This is a genomic window from Brevundimonas huaxiensis (assembly GCF_014218725.1).
Classification (GTDB): Bacteria; Pseudomonadota; Alphaproteobacteria; order Caulobacterales; family Caulobacteraceae; genus Brevundimonas; species Brevundimonas huaxiensis.
Genome location: NZ_JABBJE010000004.1, coordinates 102663 through 128578 on the forward strand (window position 1 = coordinate 102663; position 25916 = coordinate 128578).

The 25916-nt window shown below is 67.6% G+C and carries 21 protein-coding genes and 1 pseudogene; 6 read left to right on the plus strand and 16 right to left on the minus strand.

The window, feature by feature from the left end; translation table 11 throughout:
• Positions 1-87 precede the first annotated feature (87 nt).
• The 9 genes and pseudogenes from pnp to HF680_RS09630 form a co-directional block, all read right to left on the minus strand.
• Positions 88-2319 carry a polyribonucleotide nucleotidyltransferase gene (pnp, locus tag HF680_RS09595; protein WP_185224896.1) on the minus strand — a complete coding sequence of 744 codons (2232 nt, stop codon included), beginning with the start codon at positions 2317-2319 and terminating at the stop codon, positions 88-90.
• A 243-nt stretch (positions 2320-2562) separates the two neighbouring features.
• Positions 2563-2832: a 30S ribosomal protein S15 gene (gene rpsO / locus HF680_RS09600; protein WP_017506665.1), complete on the minus strand. Its 270-nt coding sequence runs from the start codon at positions 2830-2832 to the stop codon at positions 2563-2565.
• Positions 2833-2905: 73 nt separating this feature from the next.
• Complete coding sequence (gene truB, locus HF680_RS09605; protein WP_039246759.1) at positions 2906-3838, minus strand: tRNA pseudouridine(55) synthase TruB; 933 nt, start codon at positions 3836-3838, stop codon at positions 2906-2908.
• A gap of 145 nt (positions 3839-3983) precedes the next feature.
• Complete coding sequence (gene rbfA, locus HF680_RS09610) at positions 3984-4436, minus strand: 30S ribosome-binding factor RbfA (RefSeq protein ID WP_185224897.1); 453 nt, start codon at positions 4434-4436, stop codon at positions 3984-3986.
• 65 nt (positions 4437-4501) lie between these two features.
• Positions 4502-4939: pseudogene (locus tag HF680_RS16040) on the minus strand (DUF2459 domain-containing protein); the annotation flags it as partial.
• A gap of 12 nt (positions 4940-4951) precedes the next feature.
• Positions 4952-5185, minus strand: a complete 234-nt coding sequence (locus HF680_RS16045; protein ID WP_235968930.1) for a DUF2459 domain-containing protein — start codon at positions 5183-5185, stop codon at positions 4952-4954.
• On the minus strand, positions 5182-5733 hold the full coding sequence (locus tag HF680_RS09620; protein ID WP_185224898.1) for a hypothetical protein: 552 nt from the start codon (positions 5731-5733) through the stop codon (positions 5182-5184). Before HF680_RS09620 ends, HF680_RS16045 begins: the two co-directional genes overlap by 4 nt.
• Before the next feature lie 70 nt (positions 5734-5803).
• On the minus strand, positions 5804-6487 hold the full coding sequence (locus tag HF680_RS09625) for a LolA family protein (RefSeq protein WP_185224899.1): 684 nt from the start codon (positions 6485-6487) through the stop codon (positions 5804-5806).
• Positions 6488-6674: 187 nt separating this feature from the next.
• On the minus strand, positions 6675-9086 hold the full coding sequence (locus HF680_RS09630; protein ID WP_185224900.1) for an FtsK/SpoIIIE family DNA translocase: 2412 nt from the start codon (positions 9084-9086) through the stop codon (positions 6675-6677).
• Between the two features lie 139 nt (positions 9087-9225).
• Between HF680_RS09630 and HF680_RS09635 the strand changes: the two genes are divergently transcribed.
• The gene (locus HF680_RS09635) at positions 9226-10482 is read left to right on the plus strand and encodes a UbiH/UbiF/VisC/COQ6 family ubiquinone biosynthesis hydroxylase (protein WP_185224901.1); all 1257 of its coding nucleotides are present in this window, start codon (positions 9226-9228) and stop codon (positions 10480-10482) included.
• Here the strand turns inward: HF680_RS09635 and HF680_RS09640 are convergent.
• From HF680_RS09640 to dapF, 5 genes are all read right to left on the minus strand, one after another.
• Positions 10479-11294, minus strand: coding sequence for a SirB1 family protein (locus HF680_RS09640; RefSeq protein ID WP_039246771.1), 816 nt, complete (start codon positions 11292-11294; stop codon positions 10479-10481). The two genes, HF680_RS09635 and HF680_RS09640, sit on opposite strands and share 4 nt — an antisense overlap.
• 12 nt (positions 11295-11306) lie before the next feature.
• Positions 11307-11708, minus strand: a complete 402-nt coding sequence (locus HF680_RS09645) for a YraN family protein (protein WP_205196211.1) — start codon at positions 11706-11708, stop codon at positions 11307-11309.
• A 5-nt stretch (positions 11709-11713) separates the two neighbouring features.
• On the minus strand, positions 11714-12586 hold the full coding sequence (gene rsmI, locus HF680_RS09650; protein ID WP_185224903.1) for a 16S rRNA (cytidine(1402)-2'-O)-methyltransferase: 873 nt from the start codon (positions 12584-12586) through the stop codon (positions 11714-11716).
• A complete protein-coding gene (locus tag HF680_RS09655; RefSeq protein ID WP_137720507.1) occupies positions 12583-14913 on the minus strand; it encodes an NADP-dependent malic enzyme in 2331 nt (776 codons plus the stop codon). The genes rsmI and HF680_RS09655 overlap by 4 nt, the downstream gene beginning before the upstream one ends.
• 133 nt (positions 14914-15046) lie before the next feature.
• Positions 15047-15877 carry a diaminopimelate epimerase gene (gene dapF / locus HF680_RS09660; protein WP_039246815.1) on the minus strand — a complete coding sequence of 277 codons (831 nt, stop codon included), beginning with the start codon at positions 15875-15877 and terminating at the stop codon, positions 15047-15049.
• 40 nt (positions 15878-15917) lie between these two features.
• On the opposite strand from dapF, the gene HF680_RS09665 reads away from it, so the two are divergent.
• The 4 genes from HF680_RS09665 to HF680_RS09680 all read left to right on the plus strand — a co-directional run bounded on the left by HF680_RS09665 (position 15918) and on the right by HF680_RS09680 (position 22220).
• Positions 15918-16712: a potassium channel family protein gene (locus HF680_RS09665; protein ID WP_185224904.1), complete on the plus strand. Its 795-nt coding sequence runs from the start codon at positions 15918-15920 to the stop codon at positions 16710-16712.
• Positions 16713-16812: 100 nt separating this feature from the next.
• Positions 16813-18987, plus strand: a complete 2175-nt coding sequence (locus HF680_RS09670; protein ID WP_185224905.1) for a prolyl oligopeptidase family serine peptidase — start codon at positions 16813-16815, stop codon at positions 18985-18987.
• A gap of 164 nt (positions 18988-19151) precedes the next feature.
• Positions 19152-21362 carry a prolyl oligopeptidase family serine peptidase gene (locus HF680_RS09675; protein WP_185224906.1) on the plus strand — a complete coding sequence of 737 codons (2211 nt, stop codon included), beginning with the start codon at positions 19152-19154 and terminating at the stop codon, positions 21360-21362.
• A 102-nt stretch (positions 21363-21464) separates the two neighbouring features.
• Positions 21465-22220 carry a DUF1223 domain-containing protein gene (locus tag HF680_RS09680; protein WP_185224907.1) on the plus strand — a complete coding sequence of 252 codons (756 nt, stop codon included), beginning with the start codon at positions 21465-21467 and terminating at the stop codon, positions 22218-22220.
• Here the strand turns inward: HF680_RS09680 and HF680_RS09685 are convergent.
• Both HF680_RS09685 and glpK read right to left on the minus strand, forming a co-directional pair.
• Positions 22217-23293, minus strand: coding sequence for a phosphotransferase family protein (locus HF680_RS09685; RefSeq protein WP_185224908.1), 1077 nt, complete (start codon positions 23291-23293; stop codon positions 22217-22219). The genes HF680_RS09680 and HF680_RS09685 overlap by 4 nt on opposite strands.
• 37 nt (positions 23294-23330) lie before the next feature.
• On the minus strand, positions 23331-24860 hold the full coding sequence (glpK, locus tag HF680_RS09690; RefSeq protein ID WP_185224909.1) for a glycerol kinase GlpK: 1530 nt from the start codon (positions 24858-24860) through the stop codon (positions 23331-23333).
• A gap of 38 nt (positions 24861-24898) precedes the next feature.
• Here glpK and HF680_RS09695 point away from each other — a divergent pair, with 38 nt between their 5' ends.
• The gene (locus tag HF680_RS09695; protein WP_185224910.1) at positions 24899-25879 is read left to right on the plus strand and encodes a threonine ammonia-lyase; all 981 of its coding nucleotides are present in this window, start codon (positions 24899-24901) and stop codon (positions 25877-25879) included.
• Positions 25880-25916: the final 37 nt, after the last annotated feature.

Here is a 25916-nt window from a genome sequence, read left to right on the forward strand (position 1 = left end):
AATCGCGGACAGTCTGTGCGCCGGTCCAAAGAAAAAGGCCCGGCGGATCGCTCCGCCGGGCCTCATCAGTCTTGGATGCGAAGTCGCTTAGTCGCGACGACGACGTCCGCGATCGCCGCCGCGATCACCGTCGCGCTTGGGACGACCGCCGGTGTCTTCCGACAGCGGGGCTTCGCCGCGCTCGGCGCGCTCGGCGTTGATCTTGTCCGTCAGATCTTCGCCGGTTTCCTGATCGACGACCTTCATCGACAGCTTGGTCTTGCCGCGATCGTCGAAGCCCAGGAACTTGACCTTGACCTCTTGACCTTCCGACAGGACGTCGGCCGGGTTGGCGACGCGTTCCAGAGCGATCTGGGACACGTGGACCAGGCCGTCCTTGGCGCCGAAGAAGTTCACGAAGGCGCCGAAATCGACGACCTTCACGACCTTGCCGGAGTAGATGGTTCCGACTTCCGGCTCCGAGGCGATGGACTGGATCCAGGCCTTGGCGGCGTCGATCTTCTCCTGGTCGTTGGCGGCGACCTTGATGGTGCCGTCATCGCCGATGTCGATCTTGGCGCCGGTCTTCTCGACGATTTCGCGAATGACCTTGCCGCCCGAACCGATGACTTCACGGATCTTGTCGACCGGGATCTTGACCGTTTCGATCTTCGGTGCGTGTTCGCCCAGTTCGGCGCGCGGCGCATCCATGGCCTTGGACATCTCGTCCAGGATGTGCAGGCGACCGGCCGAAGCCTGCGTCAGGGCCTGCTGCATGATCTCCTTGGTGATGCCGGCGACCTTGATGTCCATCTGCAGGCTGGTGATGCCTTCCGACGTGCCGGCGACCTTGAAGTCCATGTCGCCCAGGTGATCTTCGTCACCCAGAATGTCCGACAGGATGGCGAACTCGCCCGACGGCTCCAGGATCAGACCCATGGCGATGCCCGAGACCGGACGGACCAGCGGCACGCCGGCGTCCATCAGGGCCAGCGACGAACCGCAGACCGTGGCCATCGAGGACGAGCCGTTCGACTCGGTGATCTCGGAGACCAGACGGATGGTGTAGGGGAAATCTTCCTTGGTCGGCAGCATCGGACGGATCGCGCGCCAGGCCAGCTTGCCGTGACCGATTTCGCGACGGCCGGGCGAACCCATGCGGCCCGCTTCACCCACCGAATAGGGGGGGAAGTTGTAGTGCAGCAGGAAGTTCTCTTTGTAGGTGCCCTGCAGGCTGTCGATGTACTGCTCGTCCTCGCCGGTGCCCAGGGTGGCGACGACCAGGGCCTGGGTTTCCCCACGCGTGAACAGGGCCGAACCGTGGGTGCGCGGCAGGACGCCGACTTCCGACACGATGGCGCGGACCTTGTCGAGGGCGCGGCCGTCGACGCGGTGCGCGTTCTCGATGATGTCGCGACGCAGGACTTCGGCTTCGCACTCCTTGAAGGCGGCCGAGAACTTGGAACCGTCGACGCCGTCGGGGTTCTCGTCGGTCTTCACCAGCTTGGCGGCAGCGGCCTTCTTGGCGGCGTCGACGCCCGAACGGCGCTCGTATTTGCCGGCGTGGGTGTAGGCGCTCTTGATGTCTTCGCCGACCAGCGACTTGATCGAGGCGACGACGTCGGAGTGATCTTCGGCCTGGAAGTCGAAGGGCTCCTTGGCGGCGTGTTCAGCCAGTTCGATGATGGCGTCGATCACCGGCTGCATGCCCGCATGCGCGAACATCAGGGCCTCGAGCATCTTCTCTTCCGACAGCTCCTTGGCTTCGGATTCGACCATCATCAGGGCGTCTTGCGTGCCGGCGACCACCAGGTCGAGGTCCGAAGACGGCATCTGGTCGATGGCCGGGTTCAGCACCAGCTCGCCGTCGATCAGGCCGACGCGCGCGGCGCCGATGGGGCCCATGAAGGGCACGCCCGAAATGGTCAGGGCGGCCGAAGCGGCGACCATGCCCAGAACGTCGGGATCGTTTTCCATGTCGTGCTGCAGCACGGTCACGACGACCTGGGTCTCGTTCTTGAAGCCCTTGACGAACAGCGGGCGGATCGGACGGTCGATCAGGCGGGAAACCAGGGTTTCCTTCTCGGACGGACGGCCTTCACGCTTGAAGTAGCCGCCCGGAATCTTGCCGGCGGCGAAGGTCTTTTCCTGATAGTTGACCGTCAGGGGGAAGAAATCCAGGCCGGGCTTAGGCGCGCGGCCATAGACGACGGTGGCCAGAACCACGGTCTCGCCGTAGGTCGCCAGCACGGCGCCGTCGGCCTGGCGGGCGATGCGGCCCGTTTCCAGGGTCAGCGGGCGGCCGGCCCAGTCGATCGTCTTGCGTTTGATGTCGAACATATTTCGTCTTTCGTATCCCGGACGGCGTATTCCGTGCGGGGTCCCATCATGGGGCGGATGCGTCGGCGTTCAGTCCTTCGATCCAGAGGCCGCCGCGCCATCGCGACGACCGGAAGAGGACCGTCATGGCCCTCGCAGCTGCGCCGGTAAGTCCTGCGGCGCACAGGTCGTCTCTAGTCGCACAACGAGGCGCGGACGTGACCGCCCGCGCCTCGAAAGCGTATTCTACACTGATCCGACGCCTTAGCGGCGCAGGCCCAGTTTGGAGATGAGCGCCTGGTAGCGACCGGCGTCGACCTTGTTCAGGTGGTCGAGCAGGCGGCGACGTTGCGACACCATCTTCAGAAGGCCACGACGCGAGTGGTTGTCCTTCTTGTGGGTCTTGAAGTGTTCGGTGAGGTTGGCGATGCGTTCCGACAGGATCGCGACCTGAACCTCGGCCGAGCCGGTGTCGCCGGCGGAGCGGGCGTTATCGGCAATGATCTCGTGCTTGCGTTCAGCAGTAACCGACATCGTAGTTCTCCCTTGGTGGCCTACCGCGCTTTCGCGCTACTTGAGGCCGGGTTGGAGTCTCCTGATCAGGCGATCAGGAAAGATTGAAAACGCGGTCGGGTTCTAGCCGGCCGGCCCGCAACTGACACAGCGCGACGAGGGTCTGGCCCTGAAAGGCTGAAACCGTGCGCGAACCGCCCGTGAGGCGATCCTTTAGGGTTTCCACCTGACGGGGGAGCAGAACGATCGGGCGTCCCTGCCGAAGCGAGAAGGCGTCCTGTTCGTTCACGGCCAGTTCCGGGATGTCGTCCAGAGCGGTCGCGACGGCAAGCAAGCCTTCCGAGGCGGCGCCCCTATGCACCATTTCCTCCAGAGAATCCAGAGTGACGGCGTTTTGCGTGCTGAACGGCCCCACGCGCTCGCGTCTCAGGGCGCTGACATGACCCTCGGCGCCGAGGGCGGCGGCCAGGTCGCGGGCCAGCGAGCGGACATAGACGCCCTTGCCGGTGCGGATGGTCAGCTCCACGTGGTCGGCGTCGGGCGCATCCGTCACCTCGGCCGAATGGATCGTCACCCGGCGGGCCTGAAGCTCGAACTCCACCCCGTCGCGGGCCAGGTCATAGGCGCGGGCTCCGTCCACCTTGATCGCGGAAAAGCGCGGCGGCGTCTGATCGATCTCGCCGATGAAGGCGGGCAGGGCGGCCTTTACCTGATCGACCGTGGGGCGCACGTCGGAGCGGCCGATGATCTCGCCCTCGCGGTCCACGCTGTCGGTCGAGACGCCCCAGTTGATGGTGAAGCGATAGACCTTCTGCGCCTCCATCATCATCGGCACGGTCTTTGTCGCCTCGCCTAGCGCGATGGGCAGGATGCCGCTGGCCAGCGGGTCCAGCGTTCCGGCGTGACCGGCCTTCTGGGCGTTGAACAGGCGACGGATGCGGCTGACGGCCTCGGTCGATCCCATCTCGAACGGCTTGTCCAGGCAGACCCAGCCGTCGACGATGTCGCCCTTCTTCTTGCGGGCCATCCTCAGATCCTCCCCTGCGAAGCGGGGGAGGGGGACCACGAAGTGGTGGAGGGGGCGGACGCAAGGCCGGTGTCTGGAGTCGCCCCCTCCACCACGCTGCGCGCGGTCCCCCTCCCCCGTGAAGGACGGGAGAGGATCGCCAGCATCAGTCTTCGTCCTCGTCGTCGCGGCGCTCCAGGTCGGCGCGGACGCGGGGGTCGTCGAACAGGCGGTCGATGTGGCTGGCGGCGTCGAAGCTTTCGTCGTGGCGGAAGCGCAGATCGGGGGTGAACTTCATGTCCAGACGACGGCCCAGCTGGCCGCGCAGGAACTTGGCGTGGGCGTTCAGCGCCTTGATGATCTCGCTCTCGTGCCCAGCCGTCGGCGCGGTCTCGACGCCGGCGCCCAGCGGCTCGACGAAACAGGTGGCGTGCTTCAGGTCGGGCGACAGCCGCACCTCGGTCACGGTCACGGATACGCCGACCAGGGCCGGGTCGTGGATATCCTCTTCGCGCAGGATGTCGACCAGGGCGTGCCGGATCAGCTCGCCTGCGCGCAGCTGGCGCTGGCTCGGTCCAGCAGGACCGGAGGCGTTGCGGGTGTGTTGCTTGTGGGCCATCGGCCTCTCCTTCTTGTTCGCCCGCTGGGGATCGGACCCGGCCGGATAGGCGAAAGTCGGGCGGTCTAGTCCCGCAGCGGGGGTCTGTCCAGTTTTCGCGCCCGTTCGGCGGCCCGAACCGAGCGCATCACCTCGCCTGAGGTGATCGCCGGAACCGGACGGATCGCCACGCCGCCGGCGTTCAGCACGCCGGCCGTCCAGTGATTGCACAGATGCAGGATGGAGAAGGTCTCGCGACTGGCGAAGAAGCGCGCGTCGTCGCCGGGCCGCAGGGCTGCGATGCGCGGCCGGCCGTTCGACAGATCGAGCGAGGCCTCGACCCGCGCGGCCAGACGCTCGAACCGGGCGCGGCTCAGGGTCAGGGCGGCGCTGTCTTCGCCATAGGCCAGCCGCGGATCCTCTCGACGAGGGGCCAGCATCAGCACCGATCGATTGCCGGGATGCAGAAAGGCGCGCGCCCCGTCCGGCAACCGATCCGAAATCGGGCGCTGATCGACGTAGAATTTCGCATCGCCTCAGCCGATCAGGATCCAATCGCCTGGCGCCAAGGATTGGACCGCAAGCGCCAGAGAGCCGCCGAGGCGTTCCAGCGCGGCGCGCGGGACGGCGATATCGGTGTGAAAGCCGTTGTCGAGCACAAGAATGGCGACAGTATCCGTCGCTTCACGATCCTCCGCGCCCGGCCGGGTCCAGGTCAGAAGCGCGGCGACCAGTCCGATCAGCGCCGCCAGCACCAGAGCTCGCATCATCGGCTGAGGTCCAGGACGGCGCACAGGCGGTCGTCGGCCAACAGGGCGCCCGGCGGCGGCCCCTGTCGCACCGGCATCAGAACGAAACCGTCGCGCCGCACGGCCAGGGCCAGCCATCCGACGGCATGTCCGGCGCACAGTCGCGTGTCTTCGTCAGACGTAACGCGCCGCACCTCGATCTGGACCATCGGCGGCACGGCCATGGCGTCGGTGAAACTTCTGGAGACGCTGGCCGGTTGATCCGCCTGCACCAGCCGATGCGGCGCCGAGTTCAGGCGGCCGCCCGTGGTCGTGCTCAGCGCGCCGCCGTCCACGTCCAGCGCCATATCGGAATTGGTCGCGGCGTAGCGCCCGGACAGCACGACTTCCCCGACCTCGAGCTGTCCGGACACGCGAGGTCTAACCGGGGCGTCGATCGGTGCGATCAGGCGGTTCAGGGCCGGTTCGACTACCAGGGCGCCCAGCATGAACAGGGCAAAGGCGCCCGCGCCGACCGCCGCGATCCATTTCAGCGATGGGACGCCGGATGGCGGGGCGGTCGCGCTCATGCGGCCAGTCTAGGGGAACAGGGGTTGAGGAATGGTCACCCGCCCCCATAACACCCTAGACTGAAAGCCCTTAGTTGCGGCCGGGACGACGGGTCGGATCGCTGAGCTGGAACAGGCGCGCCGACAGGCCGGACGCTGGTTGCAGCGAGGTCAGTTGGGTCCGGGTGCGGGCGCCCTGCGGATCGGTGATGGTCCATTCCTGAAGACGCATCGGATTGCCGGCGAAGGCCAGCACGACCTGGCCGTCGTTCGGGCGGTTGGAATCCCGCGCCGTGATGGCGAAGGCGCCCGAGGCCATCCGGGTGACGCGCTCGATGCGCACGCCCTGATCCAGTCGCACATTGCGCGCCAGGAAGGTGGACAGCGGCGTGCGACCCAGCGGCACCTGCTGGAAGCTGTTCAGACGCGGGTCGTAGCGTTTGACGTTATAGCCGTCCGACACCACCAGCAGCCCGGCCGGGTTGGTGTATTCGAACCGCATCTTGCCCGGACGCTGCAAATAGAAGCGGCCCTGGCGCGTCTGGCCGTTCGGACCCGTTTCGGTGAAGGTCCCTTGCGCCGAGGTCAGGGCCTGCAAATACCGCTGCGCCTGTTGCACCACGGCGCGATCCTCGGCCGACAGGTTGGACTGGGCGTGGGCGGCGTCGAAAGCGCCCAGCGCGATCAGGCCGGTCGTCAGGCCGGCGCCCAGCAGCAGGCTGCGGCGTTGCAGGTCGGGGGTGACCAATGCCACGGTCTTGGCGCGCGAGGTCATGAAGTTCGTCTCCCGTTCGGGATGGTTGTCGATCCTGCCGTCTTGCCCGGTCGGCTTGGCGTCGGAATGACGCGAGCCTGACCATATTCCGGCGCTGCGATGAAGCCCTGTTCATCGAAATGCTGAAGCTTGGACGCGATAGCGGGTCAGACAACGGCTCCGAGCCGCAGCCGTTCCTCGATTTTCGTCACACCATCGGCGGCGGGCCGGCCAGGACATCGCGCTTGCCGGCGTGGTTGGCGGGGCTGACCACGCCTTCCTGCTCCATTCGCTCGATCAGGGAGGCGGCGCGGTTATAGCCGATCTGGAGACGGCGCTGGACATAGCTGGTCGAGGCCTTGCGGTCGCGGGTGACCACGGCGACGGCGCGGTCGTACAGGTCGTCGCCGGATCCGCCGCCGCCGCCTTCGTCGAAACCGTTGTCTCCGTCGCCGTCCGGCTCGTCGGTGATCAGATCCAGATAGTCGGGCTCGGCCTGGGCCTTCAGGTGTTTGCAGACGTCCTCGACTTCCTTGTCGTCGACGAACGGGCCGTGCAGGCGCGTGATCCGCCCGCCGCCGGCCATGTAGAGCATGTCGCCCTGGCCCAGCAGCTGTTCGCCGCCCTGTTCGCCCAGGATGGTCCGACTGTCGATCTTGGACGTGACCTGGAAGGAGATGCGGGTCGGGAAGTTGGCCTTGATGGTGCCGGTGATGACGTCCACCGACGGGCGCTGGGTGGCCATGATCAGGTGGATGCCGGCGGCGCGGGCCATCTGGGCCAGACGCTGAACCGCGCCCTCGACGTCCTTGCCGGCGACCAGCATCAGGTCGGCCATTTCGTCCATGACCACGACCAGGAAGGGCAGGGGCTCGGGCCGGATCTTCTCGGACTCATAGACCGGGCGGCCCTGGTCGTCGAAGCCGGTCTGGACCGTGCGTTCGAAATGCTCGCCCTTGGCCTGGGCTTCGCGAGCGCGCTCGTTGTAGCTGGCGATGTTGCGCACCCCCAGTTTGGACATGCGGCGATAGCGATCCTCCATCTCGCGCACCGTCCATTTCAGGGCGACGACGGCCTTCTTTGGATCGGTCACGACCGGCGCCAGCAGGTGCGGGATGCCGTCATAGACCGACAGCTCCAGCATCTTGGGGTCGATCATGATGAAGCGGCATTCGGCCGGGCTGTGGCGATACAGGATCGACAGGATCATGGCGTTGACCCCGACCGACTTGCCCGAGCCCGTGGTGCCCGCGATCAAGAGGTGCGGCATCCGCGCCAGGTCGGCGACATAGGGTTCGCCGCCGATGGTCTCGCCCAGGGCCAGGGGCAGCAGATGGCCCTTCTTGTCGTATTCGGCGCTGGCCAGAAGGTCGCGCAGATAGACGGTCTCGCGCTTGGCGTTGGGCAGTTCGATGCCGATGGCGTTGCGGCCCTGGACCACGGAAATCCGACAGGCGCGGGCGGACATCGACCGGGCGATATCGTCGGCCAGAGCGACCACACGGCCGTGCTTCACGCCTGGCGCGGGCACCAGTTCATAGAGCGTCACGACAGGGCCGGGGCGGATCTGGTCGATCACGCCGCGCACGCCGAACTCCTGCAGCACGCCTTCCAGCATCTTGGCGTTCTGCTTCAGAGACTCCTCGTCGACCGAGGCGGTGCGCTGACCGGGTTTGCTCAATATGCCCAGCGGCGGCAGGTCGAAATCACCCTCGGGCCGAGTGAAGTCGAAGGCCTGCTGGTCCACGTCGTCCTTCCTGGCCTTGGGCGCCTTGACCGCGGCGACGCGCGGCTCGACCGGGCGGGCGGCCGAGGGGCGGGGCGCGGGCTGGACGGCGTCGTCCTCCCACGGCGGCAGGTCGTCATAGGCGGTCTGAGGCGGCTCTTCGGCATAGGTCGGGGCCAGCGGCGTCTCTTCCGGTGGCGCGGCGCGGGGCGCTCTAGCCTTGGCGGGCGCCTTTTCGCGGGCGGCCTGGGGCTTCGGCTGAGCCGCCGCGGGTGCGCGCAACGACTTGCCCCAGTTCAGGGCGTCCAGGAAATCCATGGCCCGCAGGCCGATGGCGAAACCGACCAGCCACAACCCGGCGATCAGGAAGACGAGGCCCGCGATTATGCGGCCGCCGGGGATATGCAGGGCGCCGAGACCGCGCGCCGCTAAGCCTGTCACCGCATCGCCCCACAGACCGCCCAGACCGGCGGCGAGCGGCCAGGCGGCGGGCGCGGCCAGGGCGGCCAGCGCGCTGGACAGCAGCAGCACCCCGCCGGTCGCGGCCAGGGCCTTCAACGGCGTAGGCTTGAGCCTTTGCTGGATCGCATCGCCGACCGCGCGCGCCAGGCCGAAGGCGACCAGCAGCAGGGCGGCGGGCCAGGCCGCAAGGCCCAGAGACTGCATGAACAGGTCGGCGAACAGGGCGCCGTTCGCCCCAAGCCAGTTGGTCGTCGGTAGGCTGGAGGCCGCATTAAGGCTGGCGTCCGCCGGGTTCCACGACATCAAGGCGATCAGCAGCAGGGTCGCCAGCAGGGCCTGCAAGACGCCCCTGAACCGCACCACGAAGGGCGCGTCCCACAGGATGCGGGCGCTGATCCAGGCCTGACGGCCGATGACGAGGGCGGTGGACATGAAGGATCGAACCTTCCGGCGGCTGACGTTCGACGCCTTTGTCGCACCCACAGGGTTAAGGGGCTATTTACCAGCTTGGCCTTGGCGATGGACAAACCGTCCTCTGGACCTTTGGCCGCGACGGCGCGACAAGCCTTCCATGGCTGACACCGAACGCTACGACATCGTCATCGCCGGCGCGGGGCTGACCGGGGCGGCCTTCGCCCTGGCGGCGGCGCAAGCGCAGTTGAAGGTCGTGATGGTCGATCCGCAGCCGTTCAGCGCCCAGTTGGCGCCGACCTTCGACGGACGATCGACCGCCGTCGCCTTTTCGACGTTCCGCATGCTGGACGCGCTGGGCCTGGGCGAAACCCTGCGTCCCCACGCCTGCCGGATGGACCATATTCTGGTGACGGACGGGCGTCGGCCGGGCGCGGCCAGCCGGTCCGCCTCGCGCACCTTCCTGCGCTTCGACGCCGACGAAATCGGCGGGCGTACCGGGGGCGAACCGCTGGGCTACATGGTCGAGAACCGCCGCATCCGTGCGGCCCTGGCCGAGGCCGTCACGCGGGCGGGTGTCGCGGTGCGGGCGCCAGCGTCCGTGACGAAAGTCGAGACGGATGCGGGCAAGGCGACCGTGACCCTGGCCGATGGATCGACCCTGATCGCGCCCCTGGCCGTCGGCGCCGAGGGGCGAGGCTCGGCCGTGCGTCGTGCGGCAGGGATCGAGACTGTCGGCTGGGGCTATGGCCAGAGCGGCGTCGTGGCCACGGTGCGGCTGGGTCGCGACCACGGCAATGTCGCCCACGAATATTTTCTGCCCAGCGGCCCCTTCGCCATCCTGCCTCTGACGGCCCAGCGCGCCAGCCTGGTCTGGACCGAGACGACGCGGCGGGGCGAGGCCCTGCGCGACGCGTCGGACGAGGCTTTCCACGCCCATCTGATGCGGCGGTTCGGGGAGTTTCTTGATGGAGCGACCGTCGAGGGTCCGCGCTTCGTCTATCCGCTGTCGCTGAGCCTGGCGGAAAAACTGATCGCGCCGCGCATCGCTTTGATCGGGGATGCGGCGCACGGCGTTCACCCCGTCGCCGGCCAGGGTCTGAACATGGGGCTGAAGGACGCGGCGGCTCTGGCCGAGGTTTTGGCCGAGGCCGCGCGTCTGGGTGAGGATATCGGGTCGGAAACCGTTCTGGGGCGTTACGCCCGCTGGCGCCGGTTCGATACGGCGGCCCTGGCGGCGGGTTTCGACGCCTTTGTACGCCTGTTCTCCAACGACATCGCGCCGGTGCGTCTGGCGCGCGACCTGGGCATGGCCGCGGTCAATCGCATCGGACCTCTACGCCGCGCCTTCATGCAGGAGGCGGGCGGGGCGACAGGCGACTTGCCCCGGCTTTTGCGCGGCGAGGCCGTCGTCTAGTTCAACTGCATCCGCACGCGCTCGAAGGTCGTGAACCGCCGCGCCTCCTCGACGCCGTCCAGACCCTGGGCGCGCGCCAGGGCTTGCAACGAGCCGGCGAGCGCCCCCTGTTTCTCGCGCGCCGAGGCGACATCGAGCCACGGCCGGTGGTCCTCGGGGTCCAGCAGGGCGCGACGCAGCGCCGACCGCTCGGCGCCCTCATAGTCCCGACCGCGAATGGCGCGGCTGAACAGCACATTCTGCAGCCGGATCAGCGACTGACGATCCGTCACCGGCGCCATCAGAAGATCCAGCCGATCCGCGACGTGCGGCATCAGACCGGCACGAAGCGCGCGCCGGGTCAGTTCGCTGGGCAGGATCAGCCGCCCCTGGCTGAACGGGTCCAGGGCGACGGGTCCTTCCGGCGTTTCGACGCGAACCATGAAATGGCCGGGAAAATCGACGCCGGCCGCCGTGATCCCGGCCGCGCGCGCCGCGTGCAGATAGAAGACCGCCAGCACGGCGGACAGGCCGCGCCGCCGCTCGGCGACCGCGATGATGTCGGTGTTGTCGGGATGGTCGTAATGGATCAGGTCGCCGTTCAGCCGCAGGTCGGCGCACAGGGTTTCGGCCAGGGCCTCGTCGGGACCTTCGCCGCCGATCCGCTCCTTCAGCCGCTCGCAGGCGTTGCGGGCCAGGGCGCGCACAGGCTCGGGATCGCGCAACGGATGGTCATGAATGGCGCAGGCGATCGCCGCCTCCAGCAAGGGAAAGGCGTCGTCTTCGGCCTGACCGGCGGCGGTCAGGACGGCCTCGGCCTCCTCGCGCGTCATGCGATCCCCTCGTCAGCGCCTCTCGACGCCGCGAAGATGACGTGGAACGCGCCAGGGAGCCAGCGCCACCATATCAATTCTCAATTCTAGACGTTGCAGGCCCGGCCGATTGCGCCGGATCGCCTCGCCCGCTGCGACCAGTCGATCGTACTGGGCCGGCTTCAGCGCCAGCAGGGCCGCCTCCATCGTCGCGCGGCGCTTGACCTCGACGACCGCCAGCACCGGACCGCGACAGACCAGCAGGTCGATCTCGCCGGCCCGGCTCTTCAGACGGAACCCCAGCACGCGATAGCCGCGCAGGATCAGCCAGAAGGCCGCGATCCATTCGGCGGCATGACCGGACTTGAACGCCGTCCCGCCCTTCGCCTGACGCCACGCCGCCTTGGGGCGACGGACCGGCGCGGGACGAGACAGGCGTTTCACTTGCCCTTTAGCTCCAGCGCCCGGCGATACAGGGTCTTTCGGTTCAGACCCAAGGCCTTGGCCACCTCGGAGGCGGCGTCGCCGGTCGATAAGGTCCGAAGAGCGTCGATCAGGGCGGCTTCCGCGTCGGCCTCGGTCGCCTGGACCTCTTCGCCGGGGCCGACGACCACGACGATCTCGCCCTTGGGGCTGTCCAGACGCGGATCGACGGCCAAGTCGTCCAGCGGCCCGCGCACGCACTCTTCATAGAGTTTGGTCAGCTCGCGGGCTACGGCGGCAGGGCGCGGCCCCAGCACGGCGGCCATGTCGGTCAAACTGTCCTTCAGACGCGGCCCGCTTTCGAAGAAGACCAGCGTCTGGCGATGGCTCTTCAAAGCTTCCAGTGCGGCGGTGCGGCCGGCCGTCTTGGGCGGCAGGAAGCCGGCGAACAGCACCCGGTCGGCGGGCAGGCCGGCAATGCACAGGGCAGCCAACAAACTCGAGGCGCCGGGGATCGGATGGACGGGCAGGCCCTCGGCGATCACCGCGCGGGCGACGACGAAGCCGGGGTCGCTGACCAACGGCGTGCCCGCATCCGACACCAGGGCCACGACTTGCCCTTCGCGCAGCCGTTCGATCGCCTGTTCGGCGGCGCGACCGGACGCGTGGTCGTCGCAGCGTTCCAGCCTGGCCTTCAGACCATAGGCGCTCAGCAGTTTGGCGGTGACGCGGGTGTCCTCTGCCAGCACCAGGTCGGCGGCGGCCAGCACGTCCAGCGCCCTCAGCGTCATGTCGCGCAGGTTCCCGATCGGGGTGGCGACCAGATAGAGGCCCGGCTCCACCCGCCGGGGCGGCGGGGCGGCGGGGGGAAAGGGCGAGGGTTCGCTCAACGCTCGACCACGGCCGCAGGGGGACGCGGCGCCGAGGTCAGGCCCGAGCCCTGGAAGGCGGGACCGGCGTCATAGGCGGCGAACGTGGCGGCGGTGATGATCTCGCTGACCGAGGCGCCCAGCGATACGATCTGCACCGGCTTCTCCAGACCGACCAGCAGCGGACCAATCACGGTCGCGCCGCCCAGGGCCTGAACCAGCTTGGTCGAGATGGCGGCCGAATGGATGGCGGGCATGACCAGAACGTTGGCCGGCTTGGTCAGGCGGTTGAAGGCGTAGGCGGCGTGACCCTTGGGATCCAGCGCGACTTCCGGCGGCATTTCGCCTTCGTATTCGAAATCGACGCCCTTCTTGTCCAGGATGCGGATCGCCTCGCGCACCTTCTCGGCGCGGTCGCCGGGCGGGTTGCCGAAGGTGGAATAGGACAGGAAGGCCACGCGCGGATTGCGACCCAGCTTCCTGACCGTATCGGCCGCCTTGATGGCGATGTCGGCCAACTCCTCGGCGTTCGGCAGCTCGTGGATGGTGGTGTCGGCCACGAACAGGGTGCGACCCTTGGCCAGCAGGATCGACAGGCCGATCAGGGTGTCGTCCACGTCCAGCACGCGCTGGACCTCCTTTAGCGCCATGTTGAAGTTGCGGGTCACGCCCGCGACCATGGCGTCGGCCCGGCCCTTGGCGACCAGGGTAGCGGCGAAATAGTTGCGGTCCTGATTGATCATCCGCTGCACGTCGCGGCGCAGATAGCCCCGGCGCTGAAGCTTTTCGTACAGCCAGTCGGTGTCCTCGACATTGTGGTCGGAAACGCGGGCGTTGGTGATCTCGATGCCCAGTTCGTCGAAGTTCAGACCGGCCTCGGCGGCGTTCTGACGGATCAGATCCTCGCGGCCGACCAAAATCGGCGTGCCCAGGTCGGCCTGTTTGAAGCCCCAGGCGGCGCGGATGACTGCGGGCTCCTCGCCCTCGGCGAAGACGACGCGCTTGTTCGGCCCGCCGCGCACGGCCGAGCTGATCTTCTGCATCAGGGCGGCCGACGGATCGACGCGCGACCGTAGCGCGTGACGATAGGCGTCCATATCCTCGATCTGAACGCGGGCCACGCCGGTGTCCATCGCCGCCTGGGCGATGAAGGGCGGGATGTACCAGATCAGGCGCGGGTCGAAGGGCGTCGGGATGATGTAGTCCGGACCGAACTTCAGCTTGCGTCCGCGATAGGCGGCGGCGACCTCGTCCGGCACGTCCTCGCGCGCCAGTGCGGCCAGGGCCTGGGCGCAGGCGATCTTCATCTCGTGGTTCACGCGGCGCGCCCGCACGTCCAGCGCGCCTCGGAACAGATAGGGGAAGGCCAGGACGTTGTTGACCTGGTTCACATAGTCCGAGCGGCCAGTGGCGATGATGGCGTCGGATCGCACCGACTTGACGTCCTCGGGCGTGATCTCGGGGTCGGGGTTGGCCATGGCGAAGATGATCGGATTGGGCGCCATGGAGGCCACCATCTCCTTGGTGATCGCGCCCTTGGCGGACAGGCCCAGCACCACGTCGGCACCGACCATGGCCTCGGCCAGGGTGCGCAGGGGCGTGTCGGTCGCGTGGGCGGCCTTCCACTGGTCCATGCCGTGGTCGCGACCCTTGTAGACGACGCCGTCGCGGTCGCAGATCACGGTGTTCTCGGCCTTGACGCCTGCGGCCTTCATCAGGGCGATGGAGGAAAGGCCCGCCGCGCCGGCGCCGGCCAGCACGACCTTGATCTCGTCCAGCTTCTTGCCGGCGATATGGACCGCATTGATCAGGCCGGCGGTCGAGATGATGGCGGTGCCGTGCTGGTCGTCATGGAAGACGGGGATGTCCAGCAGGTCCTGAAGCTCGCTTTCGATGACGAAGCATTCGGGGGACTTGATGTCCTCCAGATTGATGCCGCCCCAGGTGTCGCCGATGTTCTTGACGACGGTGATGAACTCGTCCGGGTCGGTGGTCTTAACCTCGACGTCGAAGCTGTCGACGTCCGCGAACCGTTTGAACAGGACCGACTTGCCCTCCATCACCGGCTTGGAGGCCATGTGACCCAGGTTGCCCAAGCCCAGGATGGCCGTGCCGTTCGAAATCACGGCGACCAGATTGCCCTTGGAGGTGTAGTCGTAGGCCTTGTCCGCATCGGCGGCGATGGCCAGGACCGGCACGGCCACGCCCGGCGAATAGGCCAGCGACAGGTCGCGCTGGGTCGCCATCGGCTTGGTCGGCGCCATCGAAATCTTGCCCGGCGTCGGGATGCGGTGGAAGTCCAGCGCTTCGTCGTCGGAGAAGGTTTGCTTTTCGGTCTGATCGGGCATCGGTCGTCCAGGGCGTCGGCGTGGCTGTAACCGTTCGTGTCCTAGAGGCTGGGACGGGCCGCGCCAACCCTTGACGCGGAGGAAGCCTGAGCAATCGGTCCCGAGCTTGACCTGCGCGTCAGCGTCAACGCCGTCAGATCGACAGCACGCCCGTCCGTTCGATCTCGACCGGCCCGGTCATCAGGACGTGATCGGTCGCGGCGTCCCAGTCGATGACCAGTTCGCCGCCATCGACGACGACTGTCGCCTTGCGGTCGGTCAGGCCGCGCCGCGCGGTGGCGACCAGGGCGGCGCAGGCGCCGGTGCCGCAGGCCTTGGTCAGGCCGGCGCCCCGCTCCCACACCCGCAGGCGGATGTGATCGCGGTCCAGCACATTGGCGAAGCCGACATTGACCCCTTGCGGAAACAAGGGGTGATGCTCGACCAGCGAGCCGGATCCCGTGACGAAGCCGTCGTCCTGGCGGTCGGTGAAGAAGACCACGTGCGGATTGCCCATGGAGACGGCGCCGGGCGTGTGCAGGATCGGCGCGTCGATCGGCCCGACCTGAAGCTCGATCCCGCGGGTATCCATTTCTTCGGCCAGCGGCACCTGGGTCCAGTCCAGGCGAGGCTGGCCCATGTCCACGGTCACGCGGTGGTCGCCGGCGCGGGTGGCGGTGGTCGGGCCGCCCGCCGTGTCGATGACGACGCGGTCCGAGCCGTTCGCCTGCATCAACAGCCAGCCGACGCAGCGCAGGGCGTTGCCGCAGGTCTCGACCATCGATCCATCGGCGTTCCACACCCGCATGAAGGCGTCGGCCGTGTCCGACGGTTCGATGGCGATCAGCTGATCGAAGCCTTCGCCCGTGTGCCGGTCGCCCAGCGCACGAATCTGGTCCTCGCTGGGAGCGAACGGCTGTTCCAGCGCATTGACAACGACGAAGTCATTGCCGGCGCCGTTCATCTTGACGAAAGGACGGGTCATGCAGGCCATATAGGCCCAACCCAGCGTCGCGGAAACCAGCGTGTCCCAGACCGAAACCGACCTCAAGGACAACGGCCTGCGACTGCGCGCCCGACTGCGATACCTGTATCACGGCAGCCAGCCGGCGGCGGTGAAGTTCCGCTTGACCGTCATCGTCATCGACCTGGCGATCATCGGCTTTTTCCTGGCGGCGCCCATCCTGAAGAACATGGGCTGGGCCTTCTATGCACTGGACTATTTCATCGCCGCCATCCTGGCCCTGGACCTGGCCGCGCGGGCCTATGCCTATGCGAACATCAAGGACTGGCTGAAGCGGCCGATCGTCTGGGTCGACCTGTTCGTGCTGGCGACCCTGCTGTTCCCGGCCTGGCTGTTCAATCTCGGCTTCCTGCGGATGCTGCGGCTGTGGACCCTGCTGAACTCGGACTTCTTCTGGCGCACCGTGGGGGCGCGGTTCGACGATACGCGGGTGGAGGGGATCGCGCGGGCCCTGGCCAATCTGATCACCTTCGTCTTTGTGGCGACCGGCTTCGTCTATGCGACCTTCAGGGGGCATGACGGCATCGCCGGCTATGTGGATGCGCTGTATTTCACAGTGGCCACCCTGACGACGACGGGGTTCGGCGACGTCACCCTGCCGGGGCCATGGGGGCGGTTGCTGTCCATCGCGGTCATGCTGGTCGGCATCACCCTGTTCCTGCGCCTGGCCCAGGCCCTGATCCGACCGCACAAGGTGCATTTCCCCTGCGACCGCTGCGGCCTCCAGAACCACGACCCCGACGCCGTCCACTGCAAGGCGTGCGGCAAGCTGCTCTGCATTCCCGACGAGGGTTGAGGCGGCGCGTCCCACCGGTGTGACAAAACGGTAAGGTCGCACGGCTTGCCGCACGGGAAGGCGTCGTTAAGGTGCCGGCTTCGTTTTCGGGGACCTGTCCATGATCCGTGCTTCTGCCGTCGCGCTTGCGACGCTTCTCGCCTCCACCAGCCTGACCTCGGTATCCATGGCCCAGACCCCCGCCTCCTCTCCCGCTCCAGCCTCCGGCGGCTTCGCGACCAGTGACGCGACCGATCCCTATCTGTGGCTTGAAGAGGTCGAGGGCGAGCGGGCGATGGAGTGGGTCAAGGCCCACAACGAACGCACCTTCGCCGTCCTGCAGGGCGATCCCCGTTACGAAACCCTGCATCAGCAGGCGCTGGAGATCGTCCAGGCCCAGGACCGCATCCCGTCGCCCGGCTTCACCCATGACGGCCATATCGACAACTTCTGGCAGGACGCCCAGCATGTGCGCGGGCTGTGGCGCCGCACGACGCTGGACAGCTATCGCTCCGCCACGCCCGAGTGGCAGACCATCCTCGACATCGACGCCCTGGCGGCGGCCGAGGGCCAGAACTGGGTCTACAAGGGCTCGACCTGCCTTCAGCCCGAAGAGCGCTACTGCCTGATCAGCCTGTCGAACGGCGGCAAGGACGCGGTGACCCTGCGCGAGTTCGACACGGTCGAGCGCAAGTTTGTCGACGGCGGCATCACCCTGCCGGAATCCAAGGGCGGCGCATCCTGGATCGACAAGGACACCCTGCTGATCTCGCGCGATTTCGGTCCCGGCACCCTGACCAACTCGGGCTATCCGATGGTGGTCAAGCGGATGAAGCGCGGCCAGACACCCGACGAGGCCGAGACCCTGTTCACCGGCCAACCGACCGACGTCTCGGTGTCAGGCTATACGCTGCGCGACGCCGACGGGGTGGTGAAGGCGACCCTGATCAACCGTTCGGTGGACTTCTATTCGTCCGAGACCTGGCGGCTGGGCGACGACGGCGCCCTGACCCAGCTTCAACTGCCGGCCAAGTCCGACATCACCGGCCTGGTCCAGGGCCAGCTTCTGGTGTCGCTGAAACAGGACTGGACCGCGCCGTCGGGTCAGGATTTCAAGACCGGCGACCTGATCGCCTGGCCGCTGGAGGCCTGGCTGGCCGATCAGGCGACCCCGGCCCAGCTGGTGCTGCGTCCGACCGAGCGTCAGGCCATCGAGGGCGTCAACGTCACGCGCAACCGTCTGGTCGTCGCCCTATATGACAATGTGCGCGGGTCAGTGCGGATCTATACCCCTGGTCAGGACGAATGGGCGCACACGACGCTGGATCTGCCGCAAAATGTCTCGGTCGGCGTCGGCTCGGCCTCGGAGAAGGACGACAAGGTCTTTGTCAGCGTCACCGGCTATCTGAACCCGTCCAGCCTGTGGCTGGCCGATGCGGCGACGGGCGCGGTCGATCAGGTCAAGTCGATGCCGGCCAAGTTCGACGCCGCCGGCATGACGGTCGATCAGCACGAGGCCCGCTCGGCCGATGGGACGATGATCCCCTATTTCGTGGTGCATAAGGCGGACATGCCGCTGGACGGCTCCAACCCCACGCTTCTGTACGGCTATGGCGGGTTCGAAAGCTCGCTGCTGCCCGGCTATTCGGCGACGGTCGGCAAGCTGTGGCTGGAGCGGGGCGGCGTCTATGTCATCGCCAATACGCGCGGCGGCGGCGAATTCGGACCCCGCTGGCACGAGGCGGCCCTGCAACAGAACCGCCAGCGCGCGCATGAGGATTTCCAGGCCGTGGCCCTGGACCTGATCGCCCGCGACATCACCAGCCAGCCCAAGCTGGGCATCATGGGCGGTTCGCAAGGCGGGCTGTTCATGGGCGCGATGCTGACCCAGCGGCCGGACCTGATCAACGCCGCCGTCATCCAGGTGCCGCTGTTCGACATGCTGCGCTTCCACAAGCTGCTGGCCGGCGCCTCGTGGATCGGCGAATACGGCAACCCCGACATCCCCGAGCAGCGCGCTTGGATCGAGCAGTATTCGCCGTATCAGAATCTGCGTGCGGGCCAGCCCTATCCCGAAGTCTTCATCCATACCTCGACCAAGGACGACCGCGTCCATCCGGGCCATGCCCGCAAGGCGGCGGCGCGGCTGGAGGAGCTGGGCTATCCGGTGCTGTTCTACGAGAATGTCGACGGCGGCCACGCGGCCGGGGCGAACCTGCGCGAGACCGCACGTCGCCTGGCGCTGGAATACACCTATCTGTCGCGCCGCCTGATGGACACGCCGGCGCAGGAATAGCACTCAATCCTCCCCCGTGAGCGCTTGCGAACGGGGGAGGGGGACCACGAAGTGGTGGAGGGGGCGACCCCGCGCACCGTGTCTGGTTCCGCCCCCTCCACCGCCTGACGGCGGTCCCCCTCCCCCGCGACGCGGGGGAGGATCAGATTTGCGGAGTTCAAGCCATGCGTCACCTGATCCTGTCCGCCGCCATTCCGGCACTTCTGCTGGGCGCCTGCGCGAGCACGCCGGTCGCGACCGGCGGCGACGAAATCGTCATGACGACCAACGACAGCCCTCCGCCCCACTTCCCCCGCGATCTGACCCCGGCGGGCGTCGCGGCCGCGGACGATAATCTGGCGCTGGAGCAGGTGGACGGGGCCGAGGCGATGGCCTTCGTCGCCGAAGAGAACCGAAAGTCCCTCGCCGCCCTGACCGGCGATCCGCGCTATGAGACCTTCCGCGCCGAGGCCCAGGCGATCCTGACCGCCACCGACCGCATCCCCAGCCCATCCTTCCTGGGCGACGGGATCGGCAACTTCTGGCAGGACGCGACCAATCCCAAGGGCGTCTGGCGCCGCACGACGCTGGCCAGCTACCGGACCGCGACGCCGCAGTGGGAGACGCTGCTGGACATCGACGCCTTGTCCAAGGCGGAGGGCAAGGACTGGGTGTTCAAGGGCGCCGATTGCCTGGCGCCGGACGACACGCGCTGCCTGATCAATCTGTCCGACGGCGGCAAGGACGCGGTGGTCGTGCGCGAGTTCGACCTGACCACCAAACGTTTCGTGGATGGTGGTTTCAACCTGCCCGAAGGCAAGCACCGCATCGAATGGCTGGACCGCGACACGCTTCTGGTCGCCACCGACTTCGGCGCCGGAACCATGACGGAGTCCGGCTATCCCTTCATCGTCAAGACGCTGAAGCGTGGCCAGACCCTGAACCAGGCGACCGAGGTCTATCGCGGCGACCAGGGCGACGGCGGCTATGGCGTCAGCCCAGCCGTCTATCGCGACAAGGACGGCAAGGTGACGGCGGTGATCATCACCCGCCCGCTGGACACCTTCCGCTCGGAGACGTGGCAGTTGGCGCATGACGGCAAGACGACGCAGCTTCGCCTGCCCGCCCGCGTGTCCGTCTATGGCGTCCTGAACGACGCCCTGATCTTCTCGCCGGAAGAGAACTGGAGTCCGCCCGGCGGAGGGGCGTTCAAGGGTGGCGACCTGCTGTCGATAGCGCTCGAGGTGCTGCAAGCGCAGGAAGATCAGGTCATCATCAGCAACGCTGCGCCGCTGATTTTTTCGCCCAATGCGCGCCAAGCGGTGGGCGATGTCCGCGTTCTGTCGGACCGTGTAGTCGTTTCTTACACAGACAACGTTCGCGGCCGCGCGGCCGTCTTCCTGGATCGTGGCGAATGGGGCTGGCCACGGACGGACATCTCCGTCCCCGACAACCTCGCGGTCGGTCTGGGCGACTCGTCCAAATCACGCGGCGAGGTCTTCGTCTCAACCCAGGGCTTCCTCGTTCCACCGACTCTCAGCCTGGCCGATGCGGACGCCGCGACCCTGACCACGCTGAAATCCGCGCCGGCCAAGTTCGACGCGTCGCGTGACGTGACCGAACAGTTCGAGGCGACCTCGATCGACGGGACCAAGATTCCCTATTTCGTCACCCGTCCGCGCGACATGAAGCTGGACGGGTCGAACCCGACCGTCATGCTGGGCTACGGCGGTTTCCAAGTCAGCCTGAACCCGGCCTACAAGCCCGAGATGGGCAAGCTGTGGCTGGAGCGGGGCGCGGTCTTCGTGCAGGCCAATATCCGCGGCGGGGGCGAGTTCGGGCCCGACTGGCACCAGGCTGCGCTGGACGGTAATCGCCAGAAGGCCTTTGACGACTTCGCCGCCGTGGCGCGCGATCTGGAACAACGCGGGATCACCAGCCCGCGTCGGCTGGGCATCTATGGTCGGTCGAACGGCGGGGTCCTGACCTCGGTGTCGATCACCCAGCACCCGGAGCTGTTCAATGCGGCGGTGATCGAGAGCCCGCTGGTGGACATGCTGCGCTATCACGAACTGCCGGCCGGGGCGTCGTGGATCGGCGAATACGGCGACCCGCGCATCCCGGAAGAAGCCGCGTGGATCTCGAAATATTCCGCCTATCAGCAGCTCCGTCCGGGCCAGTCCTATCCGCGCGTCTATCTGACCACCAATACGCGTGACGACCGGGTCCACCCCGGCCATGCGCGCAAGTTCGCCGCGCGCCTGGGCGATATGGGCTATGACCACCTCTATTATGAGGACACGGCCGGCGGTCACTCCAACGACGCCGACCCAGTCGCCAACGCCCGTCGCTGGGCCCGCCACTATGTCTATCTGTCGCAACAGCTGATGGATTGAGGCTTGTTCCTGGGGGCTATCGCGCTTTGCGCTGCTTGAGCCCCGATTGGCTCACGCGATTATGAGGCGCGACAAGAAAGGCCGAGGGTTAAAGACGACGGCATGAACACCAAGGGCTGGATCATCGCGGGCACGATCATGGCGGGCGCCCTCATGTCCGTCGCCTCGGCGGCCCAGCCGGCGGCGGGGCGTCCGCCGCTTGGGCCGCGTCATGCGACGGCGAGCGGCCCGCCGGTGGTCGTCGAACTGTTTACCGCTCAGGGCTGCGGCGGCTGCATCGAAGCCAATGCGGCGGTGGAGAAGGCGGCGGCCCAGCCGGGCGTGATCGCCCTGACCTATGGCGTCGACTACTGGGATTACCTCGGCTGGACCGACACCTTCGCCCGGCCCGAGTTCGTTCAGCGCCAGCGCGCCTATCGCGCCGCCTTGCGCCAGCGCGGCGTCTCGACGCCCCAGGTCGTGATCGACGGCCGACGTCAGGTGTCGGGGGCCCGCAGCGTCGAGCTTGAAACCGCCATCGGTCAGGAGGCGGTGCGTCAGGCCTGGCCGCCCGAGATCGAATTCCGCGAGAACGGAGCCGGCGTCGGCGTCGGTTCCGGCCGCGCGCCAGTGGGCGGCGCTGAGGTGGTGGCTGTGACCTATACGCCAGGCCCTCAGGTGGTCGAGGTCCGCCAGGGCGAGAACCGGGGTCAGGCCGTGCGTCACATGAACGTCGTGCGCGGCGTGACGCGCCTTGGCGAATGGCGCGGCCGACCGATGCTTTACGCTCTGCCTTCCGCCCGGCCCGGCGAGGCCGTGGCGGTGCTGGTGCAAGGCAAGGCCGACAAGCGCATCCTGGGCGCCGCAGTCCGGGACTAGGCGCCGGCCTTTTTCGCAAATCCCCACGCCGCGTCGCTGAGCGGACCGACCTGGGCGGCCATGGTCTTGGCGTGGGCGCTGGCGGCGGTGCCGTCGCGAACCCGGCCGGCGATGCCCTGACAGATGGCGGCCAGGCGGAACAGGTTGTAGGCGTAGAGCCAGTCGAGGTTGGCGGGCCGCATTCCCGTCGCGGCGGCGTAACGTTCGACGGTCTCCTCGACGGACGGGATGCCCAGGGCCTCCAGATCGGCGCCGGCGAGGCCGTTGCGCAGCGAAGCCGGAATGGCCCAGGCGATCAGCAGATAGGAGAAGTCGGCCATAGGATCGCCGAGGGTCGACAGCTCCCAATCCAGCACGGCGCGAACCTCTGCTCGATCCGGCGCAAGGATCATGTTGTCGAGACGAAAGTCGCCGTGGACGATGCGGCTGGGTCCCTCGGCCGGGAGGCTTTCGGGCAGGAAGGCGATCAGCCGGTCCATCGCCGGAACTGGCTCGGTCTCAGACGCCCGATACTGTTTGGTCCAGCGGCCGACCTGACGCGCAAAATAGTTGCCGGCCTTGCCGTAGTCGCCCAGGCCGATGGCGGCCGGATCGAAGGCGTGCAGCCGAGCCAGCGTGTCCGTCTGGGCCTCATAGACGGCGCGACGCTCCGCGGGCGTCAGGCCGGGCAGTTTCAAATCCCAGAAAATCCGACCCTCGACCTTGTCCATCACATAGAAGATCGAGCCGATGACGCTTTCATCCAGGCATAGGGCATGCGGCTTGGCGACGGGGAAGCCTTGCGCGGCCAGGGCCGAGATGACCCGAAACTCGCGGTCGACGGCATGGGCGCTGGGCAGCAGGACGCCGGGCGGTTTCCGCCGCAGCACATAGGCGGCCGAGGGCGTGACCAGTTCATAGGTCGGGTTCGACTGGCCGCCCTTGAACTGGCGCACCGTCAGCGGGCCGGCGTAGCCCGAAACATGGGCGCGCATCCAGGCGTCCAGCGCCGCCTCGTCCAGGCGATAGCGTGGATCGACCTCGCGCGTGCCGGAAAAGGCGCTCTGGGCGTCCAGCGGGGCGGCGTCGGTCATGCGGCGGTCCTTGTCGTTTCCTTGAGCCGTCCGGATCTCACGCCCGGTCCGGCGCGGCGATGATGGCGGCCTTCACCGCGCGACGCCAGCCGGAAAGCAGACGCTCGCGCTCATCCGCCTTCATGCGCGGTTTCCAGCAGGCGGGCGCCTCGGCCGGGCGAGCCTCCAAGTCCGGCAAAAGGCCGACGCCCAGGGCCGCCAGGCGCGCAGCGCCCAGGGCCGTCATTTCCTGGAAGGCGGGACGTTCGACCTCAACCTCGCAGATGTCGGCGACGAACTGCATGGCGAAACTGTTGGCGGTGACGCCCCCGTCCACCTTCAGCGTCTTCAGAGGCGGGGCGCCGTCCGCGGCCAGGGCGTCGAGCAGGTCGCGCGTCTGATAGGCCAGGGCCTCCAAGGCGGCGCGGACGAAATGGGCCGGACCGGAATCCCGTGTCAGCCCGACGATGGTCCCCCTCGCTTCCGGCTCCCACCATGGCGCACCCAGACCGGTGAAGCCCGGAACCATATAGACCCCGCCGTTATCCCCGAGGGTCTGCGCCATCGCCTCCGACTGGCGCGACTCCGAGATCAGCCCGACTCCGTCCCTCAGCCACTGGATCGCCGAGCCGGCCGAGAAGATCGACCCCTCCAGCGCATAGGCGGTCTGGCCGCCGGCCTGATAGCCGAGCGTGCCCAACAGACGTCGTGTCGAGGCCACCGGCTCTATGCCGACATTGGCGACCAGAAAGGCGCCGGTGCCATAGGTGATCTTGGCGTCCCCGGCCTTGAGCGCCCCATGCCCGACAAGAGCCGCCTGCTGGTCCCCCGCCGATCCGGCGATGGGCAGAGGCCGGCCGAACAGCGCCGGATCGCTCTCGCCGATCACACCCGCGCAAGGGACGATGCCGGGCAGGGCCTCGCGCGGGATGTCGAACAAACCGCACAGATCGTCACGCCATTCGACCGTCTTCAGATCCATCAAGGACGTGCGTGAAGCGTTGGTCGCATCGGTGGCGTGGACTTGGCCGCCGGTCAGTTTCCAGATCAGCCAGGCGTCGATCGTACCCAGCTTGACCTCGCCGTTCGCCGCCCGCTCGCGCGATCCGGGCACAGTATCCATCAGCCAAGCGAACTTGGTCGCTGAGAAATAGGGATCGAGGATCAGGCCGGTCGCGGTCTGCACCCTCGGCTCGTGGCCCTGGGCGGTCAGGCGGGCGGTGACGTCGGCAGTGCGGCGATCCTGCCAGACGATGGCGCGATGCAGAGGCTCGCCGGTCGCCGCGTCCCAGATCACGGCCGTTTCGCGCTGATTGGTGATGCCGATGGCGGCGAAGCGGGCGACGCCGCCAACCTTGCGCACCACCTCGCGACACGTCTGCAGCGTCGCGGCCCAGATTTCGGCGGCGTCATGTTCGACCCAGCCGGATTTGGGAAAATGCTGGGCCAGTTCGATCTGGCTGACCGCGACGGGCCTCAGGTCTCCTTTTTCTTCGCCGACCGCGCTTGGCGCGGCTTGAGGCGCGACCTCGAAGGCGATGGCGCGGGTCGAGGTCGTGCCCTGGTCGATGGCGAGGATCAGGCTCATGGTTCTCTCCCGGCTGCGTCTTGGGCTAAGGGGAGCATATGACGACGCACCTGCCCAGCTATGAAGGCGTCCTCGACGCCGCCCGCCAGATCGACGGGGTCGCCGTCCGTACGCCTCTGCTCGAAAGCCCGGCTCTGAACGCGGTGGTCGGCGGGCGGGTTCTGATGAAGGCGGAAAGCCTTCAGCGCGCCGGAGCCTTCAAATTTCGCGGCGCCTACAACCGCATCAGCCGACTGACAGACGAGGAGAAGGCGCGCGGCGTCGTCGCCTTCTCATCCGGAAACCATGCGCAGGGCGTCGCCGCGGCCGCCGCCATGGTCGGGACGCCGGCGATCATCGTCATGCCGTCGGATTCGCCGGGGGTGAAGGTCGAAGGCGTGTTCGGCTTCGGCGGCGAGGTGCGCTTCTACGACCGCTGGACTGAAAGCCGCGAGGCGATCGGCGCGGCCATCGCCGCCGAGCGTGGCTCGATCCTGGTTCCGCCGTTCGATGATCCCTTCATCATCGAGGGCCAGGGGACGACGGCGCTGGAAATGCTGGATCAGGCGGATGCGCCTTTCGACCAGCTGCTGTGCGGGGCGTCCGGCGGCGGGTTGATGGCCGGGATCAATCTGGTCATGGCCGAACGCAGTCCCGCGACGCAGGTGTTCGTGGTCGAGCCCGAAGCCTTCGACGACACCGCGCGATCGCTGGCGGCCGGGGAGCGGGTCAGGCATCCACAGGGCGCGCCGTCGATCTGCGACGCCCTGATGTCGCCGATGCCGGGCGTGCTGACCTGGCCGATCAATCGACGACTGGCTGGGGCGATCACTGTCTCGGACGCGGAGGTCGCGGAAGCGATGCGGTTCGCGTTCCGCCATCTCAAGATCGTCCTCGAGCCGGGCGGCGCCGTCTCGCTCGCGGCCCTGCTTGCCGGAAAGATCGGGACGACAGGACGGACGACGGCCATCGTGCTGTCTGGCGGCAACGTCGATCCGACGCTGTACGCCCAGATCATCGAGGGGCGCTTCGGCGGCTGAAGGGCTTTCCTTCCCCGTGACGGTCGGCCAACCTCTC

Bases quoted from the DNA above. Each gene is read 5' to 3' on its own strand.
- pnp (WP_185224896.1), bottom strand. From the start codon at position 2,319: ATGTTCGACATCAAACGCAAGACGATCGACTGGGCCGGCCGCCCGCTG.
- rpsO (WP_017506665.1), bottom strand. From the start codon at position 2,832: ATGTCGGTTACTGCTGAACGCAAGCACGAGATCATTGCCGATAACGCC.
- truB (WP_039246759.1), bottom strand. From the start codon at position 3,838: ATGGCCCGCAAGAAGAAGGGCGACATCGTCGACGGCTGGGTCTGCCTG.
- rbfA (WP_185224897.1), bottom strand. From the start codon at position 4,436: ATGGCCCACAAGCAACACACCCGCAACGCCTCCGGTCCTGCTGGACCG.
- HF680_RS16045 (WP_235968930.1), bottom strand. From the start codon at position 5,185: ATGATGCGAGCTCTGGTGCTGGCGGCGCTGATCGGACTGGTCGCCGCG.
- HF680_RS09620 (WP_185224898.1), bottom strand. From the start codon at position 5,733: ATGAGCGCGACCGCCCCGCCATCCGGCGTCCCATCGCTGAAATGGATC.
- HF680_RS09625 (WP_185224899.1), bottom strand. From the start codon at position 6,487: ATGACCTCGCGCGCCAAGACCGTGGCATTGGTCACCCCCGACCTGCAA.
- HF680_RS09630 (WP_185224900.1), bottom strand. From the start codon at position 9,086: ATGTCCACCGCCCTCGTCATCGGCCGTCAGGCCTGGATCAGCGCCCGC.
- HF680_RS09635 (WP_185224901.1), top strand. From the start codon at position 9,226: ATGGCTGACACCGAACGCTACGACATCGTCATCGCCGGCGCGGGGCTG.
- HF680_RS09640 (WP_039246771.1), bottom strand. From the start codon at position 11,294: ATGACGCGCGAGGAGGCCGAGGCCGTCCTGACCGCCGCCGGTCAGGCC.
- HF680_RS09655 (WP_137720507.1), bottom strand. From the start codon at position 14,913: ATGCCCGATCAGACCGAAAAGCAAACCTTCTCCGACGACGAAGCGCTG.
- dapF (WP_039246815.1), bottom strand. From the start codon at position 15,877: ATGACCCGTCCTTTCGTCAAGATGAACGGCGCCGGCAATGACTTCGTC.
- HF680_RS09670 (WP_185224905.1), top strand. From the start codon at position 16,813: ATGATCCGTGCTTCTGCCGTCGCGCTTGCGACGCTTCTCGCCTCCACC.
- HF680_RS09675 (WP_185224906.1), top strand. From the start codon at position 19,152: ATGCGTCACCTGATCCTGTCCGCCGCCATTCCGGCACTTCTGCTGGGC.
- HF680_RS09680 (WP_185224907.1), top strand. From the start codon at position 21,465: ATGAACACCAAGGGCTGGATCATCGCGGGCACGATCATGGCGGGCGCC.
- HF680_RS09685 (WP_185224908.1), bottom strand. From the start codon at position 23,293: ATGACCGACGCCGCCCCGCTGGACGCCCAGAGCGCCTTTTCCGGCACG.
- glpK (WP_185224909.1), bottom strand. From the start codon at position 24,860: ATGAGCCTGATCCTCGCCATCGACCAGGGCACGACCTCGACCCGCGCC.
- HF680_RS09695 (WP_185224910.1), top strand. From the start codon at position 24,899: ATGACGACGCACCTGCCCAGCTATGAAGGCGTCCTCGACGCCGCCCGC.